The organism is Brevundimonas sp. AJA228-03, from assembly GCF_017795885.1.
GTDB lineage: Bacteria > Pseudomonadota > Alphaproteobacteria > Caulobacterales > Caulobacteraceae > Brevundimonas.
In genome coordinates this window covers 2267877-2287362 of the sequence record NZ_CP059297.1, presented here as the reverse complement: position 1 = coordinate 2287362, position 19486 = coordinate 2267877, and the positions used below count along the sequence as shown (strand labels likewise).

The following is a 19486-nucleotide window of genomic DNA, read 5'->3' as shown; positions in this document are numbered from 1 at the left end:
CTAGATCGCAACCTGCGCTTTAATATGAGGCCAGGACTCGTACCCTTCAAGCACGAAGTCCCCCGGCTCGAAGGCGAACAGGTCCCGCCCTGGCGCCACCGTCATGGTCGGCAGATCGAACGGCTGGCGGGTCAGCTGCAGCTCCGCCTGCTCGATATGGTTCGAATAGAGGTGGGCATCGCCGAGGGTGTGGACGAAGTCGCCGGGCTCCAGCCCCACCACCTGGGCGACCATCATCGTCAGCAGGGCATAGCTGGCGATGTTGAACGGCACGCCCAGGAAGACGTCGGCCGAGCGCTGGTACAGCTGGCAGCTCAGTTTCCCATCCCCCACGAAGAACTGGAACAGGCAGTGGCAGGGCGGCAGGGCCATGTCCTCGATATCGGCCGGGTTCCAGGCCGAGACGATATGGCGGCGGCTGTTGGGATCGGCCTTCAGACCCTCGATCAGCCGGGCGATCTGGTCGATGCTCCCGCCGTTCGGCGCGGCCCAGGACCGCCACTGCTTGCCGTAGACGGGGCCCAGTTCGCCGTCCTCATCGGCCCATTCGTCCCAGATGGAACAGCCGTTCTCCTTCAACCAGCCGATGTTGGTCTCACCGCGCAGAAACCACAGCAGTTCCACGATGATGGAGCGCAGATGCAGCTTCTTGGTCGTCAGCAGGGGAAAGCCCTTCGACAGATCGAACCGCATCTGGCGGCCGAACACGCCCAGCGTGCCCGTGCCCGTCCGGTCGTCGCGCCGCACGCCGTTGTCCAGGATGTCGCGCAGCAGGTTCAGATACTGGAACTCGGGATGGTCCGCGGGCGCGGCCGTCTGCGCTCCGGTCCGGGTCTGAAGATCTGCGAGGGTCGCGAGGGCGTTCATGGCATCAACCCTCCGCCGATTCGCGCGCCGAATCATCAGGCGACCCGTGGCGGTCCACAGGCAGAGGTCGCCTTATCCCCCGAACCCACCCTGATCCAGAAACGCCTGCTCCTCGGGCGTCGTGTCCCGGCCCAGACAGGCGTTGCGATGCGGGAACCGGCCGAACCGGGCGATGACGTCGCGGTGGACGTGGGCGAACTTCAGGGTATCCGGCATATCGGCCACCAGCGGCAGCAGGGCGTCCTGATCGGCCAGATCCTCCGAATGCATCAGCGGCATGAACAGGAACTGGCGCAGCTCGGGCTCGAACGTCGCCGGATAGCCACGGGCGATGGCATCGCGGGCGAAATGGCGGGCAAGTGCATCGGTCGCGAACTGATGGGCGGTGCCGCGAAAGCTGTTTCGGGGATACTGGTCCAGCACGATCATCAGGGCCAGCGCGCCCTCGGCCCTGTCCATCCAGTCGTCCAGCTGGCGGCGTGCGGCGGCGAAATGGGCGGCGCGCATGTATTCGCGCACGAGAAAGTCGAACTGCGGGTCCTTCCGGTACCACTTGGCGGGACCGGCCTCTTTCCAGAAGCCGACAATCGTGGATGGCGTTATGAGACCCGGCATGACGCACTCCTCCTCAGGTGAAGCCTTGGCCCTACCCGCTCCCTTGCCCGTTTTCCATGACCGCGATTGCGATCTGTCGATCATCCGCGGCCGGCGGGTCGCCATCATCGGCTACGGCAGCCAGGGCCGGACCCATGCGCTGAACCTGCGTGACAGCGGCGTCGCCGACATCGTCGTGGGTCTGAAGGAAGGGTCCGCCACGCGGGCGAAGGCCCAGGCCGACGGCTTTCCCGTCCTGACGGCCGGTCAGGCGACGGCCAGTGCCGACGTCGTGGCCATGATGGTCTCGGACGAGGCGCACCGCGACCTGTACCGCGACGAGATCGAGCCGAACATCAGACCCGGCGCGGCCCTGATCTTCGCCCACGGCCTGTCGGTCCGGTTCGGCCTGGTGACGCCGCGCCCCGACCTCGACGTCATCCTGGATTCGCCCAAGGGCATCGGGCCGCGCATCCGCGATCTGTACGAGGCCGGGGAGGGGGTCTTCTGCCTGTTCGGCGTGCATCAGGACGCCACCGGCGGGGCCCACGCCCTGGGCCTGTCCTATGCGGCGGCGCTGGGCTGTGGGCGCAAGGGCATCCTGGAAACCACTTTCGCCGCCGAGTGCGAGAGCGATCTGTTCGGCGAGCAGGTGGTGCTGTGCGGCGGGGTCGGCGAGCTGATCGATGCGGCCTTCATGAAGCTGGTCAAAGCCGGCTATCCGCCCGAGGTCGCCTGGTTCGAGTGCTTCTATGAGGTCAAGCTGGTCACCGACCTGATGTACGAGCGCGGCATCGCGGGGGCCTTCGCCAAGATCTCCAACACGGCGGAATATGGCGCCTATCTGACCGGCCCGCGCGTGATCGGCGAGGCGTCGCGCACGGCTATGGACGCAGTGCTGGGCGAGGTTCGCGACGGTTCGTTCGTCCGGCGGTTGATGGCCGACCATGACGCCGGCTCGCCCGAACTGCTGGCCCGGCGCAAGGCTCTGGGCGAACGCACCATCGAGACCGTCGGTGCACGTCTGGCGAAGGTCGCGGAGGCAGCGAAGGGGTGAGGCGGGAAGCGCCCGGAGCGCGCCCAGGTCGTGTGCGCCCGCGTCGACCGCGACAGCGCCCCGGATAATGGTCGGAGTGGCAGGATTCGAACCTGCGACCCCTGCGTCCCGAACGCAGTGCTCTACCAGACTGAGCCACACTCCGACTTGAGGACGGGGCTTATAGCGACGGGGTTCCGGGGCCGCAAGCGGCGTTCATGCGGGCGGCGAAATAGACGGGAAACCGGGTGTTGCATCGCCTGCGGCCTTGGCGTATTCGACCGCCTCCCCAAGGCCCAGGTCTCGGGGCGCACCGGGCCTGCTGGGGAATGGTGTAATGGTAACACTCCGGTTTTTGGTACCGTCATTCTAGGTTCGAGTCCTAGTTCCCCAGCCACCGATGCGCTTTCCGACCATCGACGCTCGTGCGTCGCGATCCGGACTTCGGCGGTCACGGTCATTCGCCCTGAGGGCGCAAGCCATTGTCGATTTTCATGGAGACGGTGAACCCTTCCGCCAGGCGCGCGTTCGCTGTGTTCGGTAGCCGACACAGTGGCCGGAAGGCGGGCCGCCGGGCTTTGGGGTAAGTGGGTGAATCAGGCTGCTGACCTCCGGGTCATGATCGTGGAAGATCAGGCCATCCTCGCGATGGAGCTGGAGCTGGTGCTCGGCGACGCCGGGTGCGAGGTCGTGGGCTGTGCCATGGATCGCGACGGCGCATTCGAGATTGCGGCCCGCGAGCGGCCGACGCTGGCACTGGTCGACGTCAACCTGCTGGACGGGATGACCGGACCCCAGATCGCGCAGAGGCTCGTCAGCGAATACGGGACGGTCGTGGTTTTCCTGACCGCCAACCCCGAACAGATCCCCGACGGGTTCGCCGGTGCCCTCGGGGCGGTGTGCAAGCCGTTCGACGACCACACGATCCGCGCCGTGGTCGCCTTCGCCGGCCGCTTCATCACCGACCGGACGGTGGGCGAGGCTCCCCGCAAATTCCGCCTCGCCCCCTGGCTCAAGACGCCGCCCGCCAGGATCCCGACTCACTGATCGATCAGGCCAGGCCCCTGCGCAGATCCAGTCCGGCTGCAGTCGGAGGTGCGCCGTCGGGGGCCAGATCGAGCTGCATCAGATGCACGTCGATCCAGCGGTCGAACTTCCAGCCGACCTGGGCGTAGGTGCCGACCCGGCGAAAGCCGAGGCGTTGGTGCAGGGCGATCGAAGCCTCGCTGGTAGCGCTGTCGCTGATGGCACCGATGACATGGCGCAGGCCCATGGCGCGAACGCGATCGACCAGGGCGGTCAGCAAGGCGCGCCCGACCCCGCGACCCCGCGCATCCGCCTCGACATAGATCGACCCCTCGACGCCATACCGGTAGGCCGGGCGCGGCCGGAATGGAGAGGCGTAGGCATAGCCCGCGAAGGCTCCATCGATCCCGGCGACCAACCAGGGCAGCCCCCTGGCGCGCACGGCCTCGAAGCGCGCTGTCATCTCCGCCAGCGAGGGTGGATCCAGCTCGAACGTCGCCGTGCCGGTCAGGACCTCGCGGCCATACAGGGCCGTAATGGCGGTCAGGTCGGACGGGGTCGCCTCCCGGATCACGCGGTCTCCCAACCCCGATCCATGGCCCAGACCGCGAAGGCATAGTCGTGGGCGACTTCCTTCAGATAGTCGAACCGCCCCGAGGCCCCGCCGTGCCCGGCCTCCATATTGATCTTCAGCAGCACCGGATTGCCCGAGGTCGTGGCGGGGCGAAGTTTGGCGACCCATTTCTGGGGCTCCCAGTAGGTGACGCGCGGATCGGACAGGCCGCCGGTCGCCAGGATCGCCGGATAGGCTTTGGCCTCGACCTGATCGTAGGGGCTGTAGCTCATCATGTAGTCATAGGCCTCCGGATCCTCGATCGGATTGCCCCACTCGGGCCACTCGGGCGGGGTCAGGGGCAGGGAGGTGTCCGACATGGTGTTGATGACATCGACGAACGGCACCTGGCCGATCACCCCGGCCCAAAGGTCGGGCCGCATGTTGGTGACGGCTCCCATCAGCAGGCCCCCCGCCGATCCGCCCAGGGCCACGATCCGGCCGGCGCTGGCATAGCGGTTGGCGATCAGGTGTTCGGCCGAGGCGATGAAGTCGGTGAAGGTGTTCTTCTTGGTCATGCGCCGGGCATTCAGGAACCAGCCCCAGCCCTTGTCCGACCCGCCCCGGATGTGGGCGATGGCATAGATCCAGCCCCGGTCCACCAGCGACAGCCGCCCGGTCGAGAAGCTGGCCGACATGGGAATACCGTAGGAGCCGTAGCCATAGAGCAACAGCGGTGCTGACCCATCCACCGGCGTCGTCCTGCGGCGCAGGATCGTCACCGGGACCCTCTGGCCGTCGGTGGCCGGGGCGTTCAGGCGCTCGACGACATAATCCGCCGGGTCGTGGCCCGAGGGGATTTCCTGCACCTTCATCAAGGTCCGGGCCCTGCTGGCCATGTCGTAGTCGTAGGTCGAGGTCGGGGTGGACGGCGAGTTGTAGGTGTAGCGGGTGACCGTCGTATCGAACTCCGACGCCCCGGCCAGCGACAGGGCGTAGGCGGGTTCGTCCGCCGCGATCGCGTGCTCCTGGCCCGCCTTGTCGCGGATGATGATGGTGGTGTTGGCCTCGGCCCGCTCCTGCCAGGCCAGGTGGGCCGAGGTCAGGTCGAACCCCTCCATGAACCGTCCGGGCCGGTGCGGCACCAGCTCGCGCCAGGCGATGCGGGCGGGCTGGCCGGTCGGTGCCTGCATCAGCTTGAAGTCGACGGCCTCGTTGTCGTTGGTACGGAATACCCAGCCGTCGGGCCAGTGGTCCGCATCGTAGCGGATGCCGACACGACGCGGGGCCAGCACCGTCGGCATGGCCGTCGGAGCACCCTTGGGGATCTGCCAGGCCTCCGATGTCTCCTGGTTCTGGACCGTGATGAGAACGAAGGCGTCGTCCGAGGACCGCCCGACGCCGAGGAACATGCCGTCGTCGGCCTCGTCATAGACCAGCACCGTTTCGCCTCCGCGCGAGGGGCGGCGATAGATCCTGTCCGGGCGTCCGTTGTCGTCGCGGTTGGTCCAGAAGATGTAGCCGCTGCACGGGCTGAAGACGAAGTTGCCGTTGGACGACTGGATCGGGTCGGGCAGCAGTTCGCCGGTGTTCAGATCGCGGGTGTAGATCTGGTGCACCTCGGACCCCTGGGCATCCTCGGCATAGGCGAACAGGGTATGGTCGGGGCTGTGCTCGACCGAGGAGACCTCCGAATAGGCCTTGCCCTCGGCCAGGGCGTTGGCGTCCAGCAGGATCGTCTCAGATCCACCCCCGCGCGGGCGGCGGCAGAACAGGGGATGCTGCATCCCGGTCTCGAACCGGCTGTAGTATTCCCAGGGACCGTCGGGGGCGGGGACGGACGAATCGTCCTCCTTGATGCGGCCTTTCATCTCCTCGAACAGCCGGGTCTGGAGCGGCAGGGTCGGGGCCAGCATCGCCTCGCGATAGGCGTTCTCGGCGATCAGGTGTTCCTTGACGTCGGCCTTGATCAGCGTCGGGTCGCGCAGCACTGCCTGCCAGTTATCATCCTTCATCCAGTGATAGTCGTCGATCCGGGTTCGACCCAGCTGTTCGATGGTCACCGGGATCTTCCGGGCGACGGGCGGCTTTGGCAGGGTCATCGAAACTCCGGACGGACGGGCGAGAACGGGAGAGGCTGCGGCGGCCAGGGCCGACGCGGCGGTCGTGGCCACGAACCGGCGGCGGTTCATGGCGGGCCTTCCTTTAGGACAGGACGCAAGCTTGTGCGACGGGGAGCGCTTGCGTCAAATGCCCCGAGCCGGAGACCCCGCCGAATGATCCAGACCCCGCCCGTCCCGGACGCGCCGTCGCCGCTTGTCGTGCCCGTCCGGGACCTGACGGTAGAGCTGATCAATGCGACGGTTCAGCTGGACCAGCCTTCGGGACCGACGACGCGCACGGTCGGCACGGGCTTTCTGATCGATGCCGTGCGCCCGGACGGCACCCCGCGTATCGTGCTGGTCACGGCCGCCCATGTGCTGGAGACGATGCCAGACCCGGAGGCGCGGATCGGCTGGCGTGTCGCCCTGCCGGACGGGAGCTGGCGATTCGATCCGGAGCCGCTGATCATCCGTGACGACGCGGGCGGACCGCTCTGGACACAGCATCCCGTGCAGGACGTGGCCGTCATGGAGATCACGGCCCCGGAAGCCTTCGCGCGGGCGGCCATCCCGATCGGCTGGCTGGCGGACGGGAATGCCTTCGACGCCTGGCAGGTCGGGCCGGGCGACGAACTGCTGTCGCTGGGGTTTCCGCGCGGGCTTTCCTCGAACCGGGCCGGGTTTCCGATACTCCGGGTGGGGCGTATCGCGTCCTGGCCCCTGTCGCCGGTCAGCGCCTTTCCGACCTTCCTGCTGGATTTCACTGTCTTCCCCGGCAACTCGGGTGGACCGGTCTTCTGGACGCCGGGCGCGCGCAAGCGGCCCGGGACGACCGGGCCGGAGACCCCCTTCATCGCCGGCCTGCTGAGCCAGGAGGTCCGCGTCGGCGACGATGCTCTGGAGATCGGCGTGGTCACCCACGCCGTCTTCATCCGCGAGGCGATCGCCCGGCTGGACGCCGAGGTCAGACCCTCGCCGTGAGGCCGTTCAGCCGGGCCAGTTCACGCGTGCCGTAGAACCGGGGCTCGAACCCCCTGGTCCAGAACACCTTGCCGAGACCGCGGGCCGTCCTGTCCATCATCCCGGCCCGCGCCGGATGGGCGATGGCGGTCAGGGCGAGGGCGGCGATGCCCCAGACCACAGCCTGCACCACGCCGACCAGCATCCAGCGACCGACGCCCGGCCAGTCGCGGGCCTTGGCGGCGGTCTGGCTGGGCCCCTGGCCATAGGCGAAGGCGCGCGACAGGGCATAAAGCATCGTGGCCCGATGCGGCGGCGCGAACTCCTCGACCCAGGCGTCGGCGGCCCAGCCGAACCGTCCGCCCCGCGCGCGGAGGGCTGCGAACAGGGCATCGTCCTCGCCCCCGGTCTGGTCCGCGAGCGTGTCGAAGGGCGTGGGTCCCGGCAGGGCCGTCGCGCGCACCAGCAGCGAGTTCCCGCAGCCAAAACTGTGGTCAATCAACCCTGTGGACGCGGGTCCTTCCCTGCCGAAGAAGCGTTGGAGATAGGGGGTGGCCCATCCGGTATCGTCGGGCACCCGGCCTGTGATCGGGCCGAACACCGCGTCCGCCCCCGTTTTGGCCTGCGCCGTCAGCAAGGCGGCCAGCCATTCGGGCGAGGCGACCTCGTCATCGTCGAGGAAGGCGATCAGTCGCGCGTCGGTCATCGCGAGGCCGGCGTTGCGCGCCGTGGCCACGCCGGGTTTCGGCTCATGCCGATAGATCAGTGGACAGGGGCTGGTGACAGCCAGACGCGACACAGTCCCGGCCGCTGTCCCCGCCGGATCGTTGTCGACGACGACGATGGACGCAAGCCGGTCGGCCACGCCCGTCTGCGCGAACAGCGAGCGCAGCGCCCGCTCCAGACCTTCGGGCCGCCGCATCGTCGGCACGATCACCGACACGTCCGGCATCAGACCGCCTCGGCGTAGAGGGCGGCGCGGTACAGCCTCAGTGAGAAAGCCCGCGCGCCCGTCGGCATCCAGCCTGCGACGGCCGCGCGTTTCATCCACGGCCGCACCCTGGACAGGGCGGGCAGCCGCTTGAGCAGTCTGGCCGCCTTGAAGCTGGGGTAGTTGCCGATGATGTCGGGATGGCGGGCGACGACGCGGGCGAAATTGCCGGCCGACTGCTCATATTTCCCGGCCAGCGCCTCGACCGTATCCAGACCCATATGGGTGGCCGGATTGTCGACGTGGACGACGGTGAACCGACGCGAGACGCGCATGGCCCACTCGACATCCTCCCAGCCCCAGCCGGTGAAGGCGGGGTCGAAGGCCTCGGCCCGGAACACATCGCGGCGGACCAGCAGGTTCGAGGTATAGACGTATTTTTCGGGTGTCCTGGCCCGCTCGACACAGGGAACGCACTCGCTGCGGGTCGCCATGGCGCGGTGGACCGAGAAGCGCGTGTCCGTCGGGGCCTGCAGCAGCGAAAACCCGCCGAAGGCCACGGCCGGATCCTCGCGCGCGACCAGGTCGGCCCAGGTCCAGAGGAAGCGGCGGTGGTCCGGCCGCATGTCGCTGTCCAGGAACAGCAGGCTGCCCCCCCGCGCGGAGGCGGCCAGCCGGTTGCGCCCCTTTGAGCGGCCTTCGTTCCGGGTCAGGGAGATCAGGCGGACGGGCAGGGCCATGGCAAGGACGACAGACGTCAGCCGCGCGGTCAGGGCGGGGTCGTTGGTGCCGTCATCCAGCAGGACGATGTCGACCGCGCCACCCAGGGCGCCGGCTTCCTCATCCAGCAGGCCCAGCAGTTCGGTCGGGTCGTCGCGCAGGAAGGGGATCAACACCGAGATCGCCGGTTTCGCCGACGTCCTGCGCGCATTGTCCGTCAGGACCGGGCGGGTCATGCGGTCATGCTCCGGCCCGTCCGTGCCGCGATCAGGCGGAGGGCCAGGTCGCGCACGCCGGCGGCATTCAGGGTCAAGGCAGCCGCCGCATAGACGACGGCGCCGACGCCGGCCTTCAACGCCAGCTCCGCCACGCCTCCATAGGCGGGCAGCAGGACCACGGTTCCAGCCATGACCCCGCAGGCCAGGGCGCAACGGCTCAGCGCCGTCCCGGGGATCGGCATGACGACGACGCTGCGCCCCAGGGCGATGGACGCCAGAAGGCCGATAGCGAAGCTGGTCGTCGTCGCGAGCGCGGCCCCCATCACGCCCAAGGGGGGCACCAGGATCAGGTTCAGGATCACGTTCGATGCCGCGGGGATGCCCAGGGTCAGAAGAAGTCGGTCCGTCCGCCGTCCCAGCACGAAGGCCTGGCCGAGGTAGTAGGCGGTCATACCCGACAGCAGGGCCGACAGGGCGATCCAGGGCGTAACGGAAGCCGCGACGCTGCGCAGGTCCTCGCCGATCATGAAATCCGCCAGGGGCCGCGCCACCAGAGCCACGCCGACGGCGGCCGGCAAGCCGATCAGGATGAAGGTCGAGGCCTGTTCACGGGCGGCGGTCATGAAGGCCTCGCGACTGCCGCGCTCCCAGGCCATGATAAGGGCGGGCGTGCCCGCGGCACCCAGCCAGATGAAGAGCACGTCCAGCGTCCGGCTGGAGAGGCTGTAGCCGGCGTGATAAGCCCCGACCGCCGCAGACCCCATGAAGATTTCCAGCAGGAACCGGTCGGTGGACGCCATGATCAGCGACAGGCCCAGCCCCGCCGCGATCGGATAGCCATAGCGGGCATAGCCGACCAGCCGGTCGCGATAGTGGACGCCGCCTCGCGCCTGCCTCAGTTCGCCGGACAGCACGAAGGGCAGGGCCAGCAGAGGGGCCACGGCCAGACCGATCAGGGGGGAGGCGGCTCCCGCGCCCATCAGCGCGCAGGTCGCTCCGATCAGGAATCCACCCAGGGTCACGCCGATGTCCATGGCCACCGATTTCGACACCTCGCCCGCCGCCTGGTATCGCTCCTGCGCCAGCTTGGTCAGGGCCCGGATCGGCAGACCGACCAGACCGGCACCGATGGCCAGCTTGAGCCCTTCATCGATGGGCGAGAGCCAGAGCAGCAGACCCGCGATCGGCAGGACGGCTGCCGTCATCACCGCCATGGTGCGGTACACCGTGGTGAAATGGTCGGCCAGACCCTGGTTCCGCTCGGCCGCCCAGAACCGGGCCATCGACGCTTCCAGCCAGCTGAAGGTGCCCACATGGACCAGTGTCGTGATCGAGATGGCGAGGGCGTAACGGCCGAAGTCATCGGGGCTCAGCAGCCGGGTGAAGACGAGGATCGCCCCGAACCCGACCAGCCCCTGGATGATATTGGCAGGCAGATAGCCCCAGACGCCGCGCCAGAACATCAGCGAACCGCCGCGCGATCACCCAGCAGGACGGGCACGGTCACGGCCATGATCCAGAGATCCAGCCACAGCGACTGACGTTCGATATAGTCGATGTCCAGCTGCACCCGGCGGCGCACGTCCTGGGCGCAGTGCAGTGGCCCGCGAGACCCCTTGATGGCGGCCCAACCCGTCATGCCGGGCTTCATACGGTGACGATGAGCATATTCGGCGACCAGGCGCGCGCTCTCGACCGCCCCGGTCTTCATGCCGATGGCATGGGGCCGGGGGCCGACCAGCGACATCTCGCCCTTCAGCACATTGAACAGCTGTGGCAGCTCATCCAGGCTGGTGGCGCGGATCAGCTTGCCGATGCCGGTCACGCGGTCGTCGTCGGTCGTGACCTGGCGGCTGGCGGTGGCATCGGCGGCGTCGGCCCGCATGGAGCGGAACTTCCACACCACGATCTCCTCGTGATTGAAGCCATGACGGCGCTGGCGGAAGAAGATCGGGCCGGGGCTGTCCAGCTTGATGGCCAGGGCCGTGATCACCATGACCGGTGACAGCACCACAAGGACCAGCGTGCCGACGATGAGGTCCTGCAGCCGTTTGTTGAAGGCGCGGCGGTCGTCATTGAGGGAGCCGTCCAGCGACGCCAGCGGAGCCCTGGCCAGCCGGTCCAGCGCCGCGCTGCGCTCGATGGCATCGATCGGATCGACCAGCAGGGTGACCTCGTTGGGGAGTGCCGATAGTCGCGCCGTCAATTCGCGCACCCTCTTCTCTGCCCTCGGATCGATGGCCAGGACGATCCGGTCGACATAGGGCGTCATCCGGTGGGTCATCAGGGCCTCGGCATCGCCCAGCACCGGCACGCCCTCGATGCTGTCAGGAGACCGTGCCAGACGGTCGTCGAACACGCCGAGGACATTGATGTCACGCCGTTGCAGGGCGTCACGGATCAGCCGTTCCGCATGGCGCGTCGCACCGACCAGCACGATGTTCGGCGTCAGGGCTCCCGTCGCCCTCCAGCCCATGACGGCCTGGCTCCAGCCGAGGTGCAGGCAGTACAGGGCGACGGTGACCAGGGCGGTCCACACGATATAGGCCGTCAGGGCCGGGGTGCTGCCCGTAACCACGGCTTCCAGGGCAATGGCGCACAGACCGCCGCCCAGTGCGACGCCGGACACGGCCGCCAGATGGACCATCACCTCCTGTCCTCGCGCGAAACGGTAGAGCCCGAGGGATCGAAGCAGACCCAGGATCACCAACGCGCCGGCTGCCAGCGGCAGGGCGCGGGACAGGGGCATGGTCATCAGCCCGGCCGGCGTCATCGCCCAGCCAATCGCAAGGGTCAGACCGAACACGACGGCAACATCGGCACTGCGGAACCAGTGGACCGCCAGCCGCGATGCGCCTTTCTGGCGAGCATTCCGCCACACGTCGGGGCGAAACGGTCCGCGCCGCGCCGCGCCCTCTGTCGCGCCTCTCGCGGATTTCGCGGCCAGGGCCTGCAGCCCTGTCGCATCCAGCCGCGGCACCGCCGCGCGATCCAGTTCGAGGGCTTTGGTCATGCATTCACTGTGCACAGACCCTGTGGATGTCGCGTTAACGCTGGTCCTCACTCTTGATAGGCGCGAACCGCATGATCGGCCAGGTGACCGCCTCGCACATCGCCGCGGAGCCGGCGGCGTCGTTCATCTGGAGACCCACACAGGGCTTCACAGGGGCCTGAGGGATCAACCGCACCCCATTCCCGATCAGGCCCGGCAAACGGCCCCAACGCCGGGAACCGGCGCACGTTCGAGCCCGATCAGGCAGGGTGTCTGGCGGCTGAAGAATGGCTTCCTATCCCGTCGCCGGCCGGGCCCTGGTGACGACGACACGGCCCGCCGCATCAACGGCGCGAACCTGAAAACGCGCCTGCCCGGATCGACGCCGATCGTCGTGATCGACGCGATGGACGGTGCTCCTGCGATGATGTGTTCGACGACAATCATCCCGGTACACAGATGCCGACCGGAGCGCCGTCCGCGCCATCTCTGCAGCCTAGAAGGACTTCCTCAGGCGGACTGTCACCTGGACGCAAAATGGGAAGGGGGAAGGAAGGCCAGCGCGTGGCTCTCGGGAGCTGTGTGGACGGTCCACTCTCTGCACCGGGATTCTGCCGCGTCAAAGAGGGATGGGGCTCTCCGCACGCAAGCTTGAAGCCGTGTCGAAAACCCCTCTGGCCAGGGTGGAGCGGCGCTGGTCGGCAAGGCACATGATGTAGCCGGTCTGGATCGGTACGTCGCAGTCGAGCGGCAGATAGGCGATCCGGGGATCCGGCGGGCATTCGGCGGAATAGAACATGCTGACGCCAACCCCCATGGCGATGGCCTCGCGGATGGTCTCGCGGGTGTGGAGCTCGATGGTTTCGGCCGGCTCGACCCCGGCCCGCGACAGCAGGTCCAGAGACGTCTCCCGGGTGCGCGAGGGAGCTTCGCGGAGCAGAAGCGTCTCTTGACCGAGAAGGCTGAGGGCTGCGGTCGTCGAAGCCGCGACGGGATGATTGCGGGCCACACCCAGCACGAGTCGATCGCGGTAAATGGCCTCGTAGGACAGAGAGGCATCGATCGGGGGATCGCAGGCGATGATGGCGTCGACCTGTCCAGCCTTGAGCCAGGCCACCACCTCGCTGGCGTTGCCGATCCGCACCTGAATTCTGGCCCCGGGGCACCGGGCGGGGTAGGCGGCGACGAAGCGGGCGGCATAGGTCGGACTGTCGGAGGCGAGGCGTAGTTCGAGGCCGCCCGGGGCAAGCGCCGGTGCGAGGAAGTCGTCGATCTCGCCACTGACCGAAAAGAGCTTCTGGGTCAGGGCGAACAGGGACTGCCCCGCGCCTGTCAGGACGAGCGGCGGCTTGCGCCCCTGAAACAGGGGCACCTGGTGGCGTTGCTCGAGCGCACGCAGCTGTTCGGAGATTGTGGGCTGCGATACGGCCAGCCGGCGCGCGGCGCGCACGATGCTGCCCTCGCCCGCCACGGCGTGAAAGGCCCTCAGATGCTGGAGATTGGCGGCCATGCCGCGTTTCTATGGCGTCATGGTGAAACGCCCGTGACACCTCGGCCCGTCCGAGGGGGGCCCTCGAAACAACCGATTGGCGGGGTCCAGTCGCGCCGGGCGATAGACCCTTCGTCGCTGCCGGGGGGGATCCGGCGCCTATTGGGAAACTCATCATGTCCGTCACGAACAAGCACGCGCTGCTGGTCAGCGTTGGACTTCTGGCACTCGCGAGCGCCACTCCGAGCTTCGCCCAGACCGAATCCGCTTCCCAGGAGCCGACCCAGGTCGACGAGATCGTCGTCACGGGCCAGGCCGTCGCCCGGGGCAACAACGTCATCGGGGCCGATCGGATCGACGCCCTTCCGGCCGCCCAGAACATCGTGGATGCCATCAAGCTGGTCCCCGGCGTGTCGATCCGGGGATCGGATGCGCTGAACAACGACCCGTGGACCTATGCCATCAATATCCGCGGGTTCGAGGTCAACCAGCGCAGTTCAAAGGTCGGCCAGACGCTGGACGGGGTTCCGCTGTTCAATGCCTCCTACTATCTCGGCGGATCGCCGGCCCAGAAATATGTCATCACCGAGAGCGTGGACCGCATTCTGGTAAGCCAGGGCACGGCGGACGTCGGCTCGCCCGCTGCGAACGCTCTGGGGGGAACCCTCGCCTACTTCACGCGCGACCCGTCCGAAGAAGCCGCTGGCCTGATGCGTGTGACGCTCGGGGACTTCGATACCCGGCGCTATGTCGCGCGCTATGACTTCGGCACCCTGTTCGGCAACACCCGCCTGTATGTCGCCGGCTCGCAGCTGGATGCGAAACTCTGGCCCCACGGTGGCGCGACGCCGGCGGGGATCGAGCAGTTCTCACTGGAGGCCAAGTCGGTGACCGATTTCGGCAATCTGGTTGTGACCGGCTATGTCAACTACAACGACAGCGACGATGATCCCATCATCGAGTCCTCGCGATCGGCCCTGAACACACGCGGCCTCAATGTCGACGGGTCCTCGTCCGTCTTCAATCCCCTGAGCGCAGCGGCCAATGAGAACTGGGCCGACGACTGGGCGGCCATTCGTGAAAACACGTTCGGATACCTCAAGTTCGACTGGCGTCTGAATGACGTTCTGAGCGTGGACGTCACGCCCTACATTCAAAAGAACGAAGGTGTTGGCGAGTTCCTGCCGCCCGGCCTGCAGCCGCGGATCGTGACGGTCGGCGGCCAGCGTCGTCAGGTCGTGTTCGGCAACGGGGCGTCGCGCTCACGCACGGCCACCTTCCAGAACGCGGCAGGCAACGCTGTGTTCAACTATACGGCCGGCGTCGCCGACAGCTATATTGCGCTCGACGGGTCTACGGTCACCTCGGCCGACTGCTATACGTCAGACGGGGCTGTCCGGCTCACCAACGGCCAGCCCACCTGTGCCCAGGGCCAGTCCTACCGCAACAGCACCTATTATCACACGCGCTCGGGCGTTGTGGCCAATGCCCGGCTGGACCTCGGTGCCCACCAGGTCAGGGCCGGTGTCTGGTACGAAAATCTGGACCGGGACTTCGGGCGCAAATGGCTGCGCTATCAGGATATCCGCACGGGGCCGGTGATCGTCGCCAACTCGGTCTACCGCGAGGATTTCGAGCAGACTTTCGTCACGGACCTCTACAAGTTCTACATCGCGGACGACTGGTCGGTGAGCGAGGATCTGACGATCAGCCTTGGGCTTCAACACTATCTTGTCGACATCTCGGGCCAGACCCGGGACGAGAGCCGCTATGCCGCAGATGGGACGTTCAATGGTTTCCTGATGTCGAGCGTGAACAGCGACAGCGACGAAATCCTCCCGTCCGTCGGTGCGGTCTATGACGTGACCGATGATCTGCAGGTGTTCGGCGGCTATTCGCGGAACTTCGGGGCCATCGGCGACTGGGCGCTCGAGAAGACGGGCACGGTCTTCGCCCGCCTGAAGCCGGAAACCAGCGAGAACATCGAGGTCGGTGCCCGCTACAGCACGCAGCGCCTCGCCGCCGCCGCCACCGTGTTCCGCACCGAGAATGACAAGGCGATTGTTTTTCTCGATGAAACCTTTGCCTCGAGCACAGGCGGCATCAACTACAATGTCGGCACCGGCGGCACCTATGTGAACGCCCCCGGCGGCATTCGGACGACCGGCGTGGAGGCCAGTGCGCAGTTTCGTCTGACCGACGCCTTCAGCGCCTATGCGGCCTTGACGCTGCTCAACAGCGAATACAGCGCGACCTTCAACGCGGCCAACTACGGGGGCAGCCGCCGTACCCAGGTCACGGAGGGCAACAAGGTTCCCGGTACGCCGGACGTGCTGCTGGCCGGATCGCTGTCCTACGAAAAGGGACCGTTCACCGGCAGCCTGACGGCACGGTATGTGGGCGAGTCGGAAGGTGACGCCCAGAACCGCCCGGAACTGGTGGTGCCGTCCTATACGCTGGTGGACCTGTCAGCCGCCTATCGCCTGCCTCTCGGCGACGATGAAGGCCGCTATATCGAAGCCCAGGTTGCGGTGAATAACGTCACGGACGAACGGTACATCGGTGGCATCCTCGACGAGTTCAATCAGCGCTATACGCCCGGCGCGCCCCGGACGGTCTATTTCACCCTGTCGGCCGCTTTCTGATCGACGAACGGCTTCTCTTGGGTCAACCCGAGGGGAGCCGTTCTGTCTATTGCCTCAAGAAATTTGAATCCTTGGACCATTCATCGGCGCCCACGTCCCGTTTCGACCTTGCTGTGGTGGGGGCAGGCATTCTGGGCCTTGCACACGCCCTGGCGGCTGCGAAGGCCGGAAAGTCGGTGGTCGTGATCGACCGCGATGCACGGGCCGTTGGAGCATCGATACGCAATTTCGGGTTCGTGACGATTACCGGACAGCGGCAAGGCGACACCTGGCGTCGCGCCAGACGAAGCCGGGATGTCTGGGTCGAGGTCGCGCAGCAAGCCGGGATCCCGATCGAGCAGCGTGGACTGACGATGCTGGCCCGCCGCCCCGAATCCCGCGCGGTGCTGGAAGCGTTCATGAAGACCGAAATGGCGGCGGATTGTGCCCTGTATTCACAGGCCGAAGCCCAGCGGCGCTGGCCCGAGTTTGCGTCTGCGCCTCTGACCGGTGCCCTCTGGAGCCCGCACGAGGTGCGGGTCGAATCCCGCACCGCCATACCGCGCCTGGCTGCGTGGCTTGCCGAAGCCCTGGGCGTCTGTTTTGTCCGTTCCGCCGCCGTGCAGAACGTGTCGCTGCCGCGCATCCAGACTTCGCGCGGCGTGATTCTCGCGGATACCTGCGTGGTGTGCCCGGGCGATGATCTGACGAGCCTCTATCCGGAGGCCATCGCGGCCAGGAATGTGACACTCTGCAAGCTTCAGATGCTGCGCCTGGCGTCTCCCGAAAGGGCGCTGCCGACTGTCCTGATGTCCGACCTCGGGCTTGTCCGTTATCATGGCTACGCCGACCTGCCTGAAGCTTCAGCCCTCAGAACGCGTCTGTCCGCCGAGCAGCCGTCCCACCTGCAGAACGGGATCCATCTGATCGTCGTGCAGAGTGCGGACGGGTCGCTCGTGGTCGGTGACAGCCATCATTATGACCAGACGCACGAACCGTTCGCGGAGCAGTCCGTCGAGGATCTGATCCTGGACGAGTTCCGCGCGGCGACCGGGTTCGACGCTCCGCCGGTGCTGGAGCGGTGGACGGGCGTCTATGCCTCTGCGGACCAGGACATGTTCCGTGAGACCCCCGAGCCCGGGGTCCGTCTGGTGATGGTCACCAGCGGGACCGGTGCCTCGACGGCTTTCGCCATCGCCGAAGAAACCATAGCCGACCTGTTCGGATCCTCTCAGGACGTTGCAGCATGAGTTCCCCGATCAAGGCCGTGATCTTCGACTGGGCCGGTACCATGGTCGACTTCGGCTCCGTCGCGCCGGTCATGGCGATGCGGGAGGCTTTCTCGGCGGAGGACGTTGCTGTGACGGACGCGGAGATCAGGGCCCATATGGGGCGGGCCAAGCGGGACCATGTGGCCCAGATCCTGGAGGGCTCCGGGGTCAATGCGTTATGGACCGCGCGTCATGGTGCGGCACCGACCGGCGCGGACGTCGATCGAATTCATAATGCGCTGGAGCCGCTGATGTTCACCGCCGCCGCCGCCTGCTCCGGCTTGATCGACGGCGCGGCCGACCTCGCGCGCGATCTGCGCGCACGAGGCGTCAAGATCGGTTCCACCACCGGCTATACCCGGACCATGATGCAGGCGATCCTGCCGCGCGCGGCCGATCAGGGCTATTCGCCCGACGCGGTCGTCTGTGCCGGGGAAACACTGGAAGGCCGTCCGTCGCCCTTGATGGTCTGGAAGGCGCTGGTGGAGATGGGCGTGTGGCCGGCGGCGGCCTGCGTCAAGGTGGATGACGCCGAGGTCGGAATGGGCGAGGGGCGAGAGGCCGGGTGCTGGACCGTCGGGATCGCCGCGTCGGGCAATGGTGTCGGCCTGAACAAGGCCGAGCTGGCGGCCCTGGACCCGGCCGAGCGGGCCGCCCTCATCGAACGGGCGCGGGATGCGCTTATGGCGGCAGGCGCGCACACTGTGGTCGACACCGTGGCGGATCTGCCCGGGGTGCTGTCGGAGATCGAACGGCGCATCCTGGCCGGCGAAACCCCGACGGGTCTGTGAGGCGATGTGGCTGACGCGATGGCTTGAGAAGGCTCATCCGGTCGCCTTCTCCCTGTTCGCAGGGACGGCGGCCTTCGCCACCTATTTCTCGATGTATGCGTTCCGCAAGCCGTTCACGGCGGCGACCTTTGAAGACGTCCCGGGCTGGGCGTTCGCGCTCGATTACAAGGTAGCCCTCGTGATCGCCCAGGTGCTGGGATACGCCCTGTCCAAGGTCATCGGCGTCAAGGTCATCTCCGAGATGGACCATAGTCGAAGGGCGGTCGCCATCATCGCCCTGATCGGCCTGTCCTGGCTGGCGCTGGTCGGGTTTGCCCTGGCACCCGCGCCATGGAATGTCGCGGCCCTCTTTCTGAATGGATTGCCGCTTGGTCTGATCTGGGGGCTGGTGTTCAGCTATGTCGAGGGCCGCCGCACGTCCGAGGTGCTGGGCGCCATTCTGTGCGCCAGCTTCATCCTGTCGTCGGGGGTCGTAAAGTCGATCGGCAAGGCCCTGCTCAATCTCGGCGTGTCCGATCACTGGATGCCGGCAGCGGCGGGATTGGTCTTTGTTCCGCTGCTCCTCATCTCCGTCATCGCCCTGTCCCGGATCCCGCCTCCCAATGTCGCCGATGAGGCCGCCCGGGTCCGACGCGGCCCGATGGACGGGCAGGCCAGAGCCGCCTTCCTGAGAGACTATGGTCCCGGCGTCATTCTGCTGGTCGTCGCCTATGTCCTGTTCACCGCCGTTCGTGATGTGCGCGACAACTTCGCTGCGGAAATCTGGTCGGCGCTGGGGTTCGGAGGGACGGCAGCCATATTCACCGCCAGCGAGCTTCCCGTGGCCGCGATCGCGCTCTGCGCCCTGGGAGCCATCATGATCGTGCGGGACAACCTTCGGGCGCTTCTGGTCATCCACGGCATCGTCATCCTGGGTGCGGCGATCCTCGGTGCAGCCACGCTCGGCTATCAGCTGGGTCTGGTGTCTCCGATCGCCTGGATGATCCTGTCCGGCGCAGGCCTCTACATGGCCTATACGCCCTTCAACGCGATGCTCTTCGATCGCATGATCGCGGCGACCGGTCGGGTCGGCACGGCGGGGTTCCTCATTTATCTGGCCGATGCCTCGGGCTATGTCGGCAGTGTCGCCTTGCTGCTGTTCCGCAACTTCGGTGTCGCCGACATGAACTGGCTGACCTTCTTCATCTGGACCTGTTACGCGGCGGCCATGGCCAGCGTCGGCCTGGTGACGGTTTCAGCGGTGTTTTTTGCCCGGCGACGGCATGTCCGCGCCCATCCCTGATCCGGGCCAGGCCTTCCCTGGAGTCGCCCC

The 19486-nt window shown here is 67.0% G+C and carries 16 protein-coding genes and 2 tRNA genes; 8 read left to right on the top strand and 10 right to left on the bottom strand.

The window, feature by feature from the left end:
- Both HZ989_RS11430 and HZ989_RS11425 read right to left on the bottom strand, forming a co-directional pair.
- Positions 1 to 867, bottom strand: coding sequence for a thymidylate synthase (locus tag HZ989_RS11430; RefSeq protein ID WP_245162348.1), 867 nt, complete (start codon positions 865 to 867; stop codon positions 1 to 3).
- 72 nt (positions 868 to 939) lie between these two features.
- On the bottom strand, positions 940 to 1482 hold the full coding sequence (locus tag HZ989_RS11425; RefSeq protein WP_209320949.1) for a DUF924 family protein: 543 nt from the start codon (positions 1480 to 1482) through the stop codon (positions 940 to 942).
- Positions 1483 to 1525: 43 nt separating this feature from the next.
- Between HZ989_RS11425 and ilvC the strand changes: the two genes are divergently transcribed.
- On the top strand, positions 1526 to 2518 hold the full coding sequence (gene ilvC / locus HZ989_RS11420) for a ketol-acid reductoisomerase (RefSeq protein WP_245162531.1): 993 nt from the start codon (positions 1526 to 1528) through the stop codon (positions 2516 to 2518).
- 68 nt (positions 2519 to 2586) lie between these two features.
- Here the strand turns inward: ilvC and HZ989_RS11415 are convergent.
- Positions 2587 to 2663 (bottom strand) — tRNA-Pro (locus HZ989_RS11415).
- 157 nt (positions 2664 to 2820) lie between these two features.
- On the opposite strand from HZ989_RS11415, the gene HZ989_RS11410 reads away from it, so the two are divergent.
- Together HZ989_RS11410 and HZ989_RS11405 are read left to right on the top strand one after the other, a co-directional pair.
- Positions 2821 to 2894, top strand: a tRNA-Gln gene (locus HZ989_RS11410).
- Positions 2895 to 3115: 221 nt separating this feature from the next.
- A complete protein-coding gene (locus tag HZ989_RS11405) occupies positions 3116 to 3544 on the top strand; it encodes a response regulator (RefSeq protein WP_209320947.1) in 429 nt (142 codons plus the stop codon).
- 4 nt (positions 3545 to 3548) lie between these two features.
- Here HZ989_RS11405 and HZ989_RS11400 read toward each other — a convergent pair whose 3' ends face one another.
- Positions 3549 to 4097 (bottom strand): GNAT family N-acetyltransferase, encoded by a 549-nt coding sequence (locus HZ989_RS11400; protein WP_209320946.1) that lies wholly within the window; start codon positions 4095 to 4097, stop codon positions 3549 to 3551.
- A complete protein-coding gene (locus HZ989_RS11395) occupies positions 4094 to 6268 on the bottom strand; it encodes a S9 family peptidase (RefSeq protein WP_209320945.1) in 2175 nt (724 codons plus the stop codon). The genes HZ989_RS11400 and HZ989_RS11395 overlap by 4 nt, the downstream gene beginning before the upstream one ends.
- An 84-nt stretch (positions 6269 to 6352) precedes the next feature.
- On the opposite strand from HZ989_RS11395, the gene HZ989_RS11390 reads away from it, so the two are divergent.
- Complete coding sequence (locus HZ989_RS11390) at positions 6353 to 7159, top strand: serine protease (protein WP_209320944.1); 807 nt, start codon at positions 6353 to 6355, stop codon at positions 7157 to 7159.
- Here the strand turns inward: HZ989_RS11390 and HZ989_RS11385 are convergent.
- From HZ989_RS11385 to HZ989_RS11365, 5 genes are all read right to left on the bottom strand, one after another.
- Complete coding sequence (locus tag HZ989_RS11385; protein WP_209320943.1) at positions 7143 to 8090, bottom strand: glycosyltransferase family 2 protein; 948 nt, start codon at positions 8088 to 8090, stop codon at positions 7143 to 7145. The genes HZ989_RS11390 and HZ989_RS11385 overlap by 17 nt on opposite strands.
- Positions 8090 to 9025, bottom strand: coding sequence for a glycosyltransferase family 2 protein (locus HZ989_RS11380; protein ID WP_209320942.1), 936 nt, complete (start codon positions 9023 to 9025; stop codon positions 8090 to 8092). The genes HZ989_RS11385 and HZ989_RS11380 overlap by 1 nt, the downstream gene beginning before the upstream one ends.
- Complete coding sequence (locus HZ989_RS11375) at positions 9022 to 10470, bottom strand: lipopolysaccharide biosynthesis protein (protein ID WP_209320941.1); 1449 nt, start codon at positions 10468 to 10470, stop codon at positions 9022 to 9024. The genes HZ989_RS11380 and HZ989_RS11375 overlap by 4 nt, the downstream gene beginning before the upstream one ends.
- Complete coding sequence (locus HZ989_RS11370; RefSeq protein WP_209320940.1) at positions 10470 to 12020, bottom strand: exopolysaccharide biosynthesis polyprenyl glycosylphosphotransferase; 1551 nt, start codon at positions 12018 to 12020, stop codon at positions 10470 to 10472. Before HZ989_RS11370 ends, HZ989_RS11375 begins: the two co-directional genes overlap by 1 nt.
- 598 nt (positions 12021 to 12618) lie before the next feature.
- A complete protein-coding gene (locus HZ989_RS11365; RefSeq protein WP_209320939.1) occupies positions 12619 to 13509 on the bottom strand; it encodes a LysR substrate-binding domain-containing protein in 891 nt (296 codons plus the stop codon).
- A gap of 155 nt (positions 13510 to 13664) precedes the next feature.
- Here HZ989_RS11365 and HZ989_RS11360 point away from each other — a divergent pair, with 155 nt between their 5' ends.
- Genes HZ989_RS11360 through HZ989_RS11345 form a run of 4 tightly spaced genes read left to right on the top strand, consistent with a single transcriptional unit; the run spans position 13665 to position 19456 of the window.
- Positions 13665 to 16133, top strand: coding sequence for a TonB-dependent receptor domain-containing protein (locus tag HZ989_RS11360; protein ID WP_209320938.1), 2469 nt, complete (start codon positions 13665 to 13667; stop codon positions 16131 to 16133).
- A gap of 17 nt (positions 16134 to 16150) precedes the next feature.
- Positions 16151 to 17362 carry a TIGR03364 family FAD-dependent oxidoreductase gene (locus tag HZ989_RS11355; protein ID WP_371812944.1) on the top strand — a complete coding sequence of 404 codons (1212 nt, stop codon included), beginning with the start codon at positions 16151 to 16153 and terminating at the stop codon, positions 17360 to 17362.
- The gene (gene phnX / locus HZ989_RS11350; protein ID WP_209320937.1) at positions 17359 to 18174 is read left to right on the top strand and encodes a phosphonoacetaldehyde hydrolase; all 816 of its coding nucleotides are present in this window, start codon (positions 17359 to 17361) and stop codon (positions 18172 to 18174) included. Before HZ989_RS11355 ends, phnX begins: the two co-directional genes overlap by 4 nt.
- Before the next feature lie 4 nt (positions 18175 to 18178).
- The gene (locus HZ989_RS11345; protein ID WP_209320936.1) at positions 18179 to 19456 is read left to right on the top strand and encodes a DUF5690 family protein; all 1278 of its coding nucleotides are present in this window, start codon (positions 18179 to 18181) and stop codon (positions 19454 to 19456) included.
- Positions 19457 to 19486: the final 30 nt, after the last annotated feature.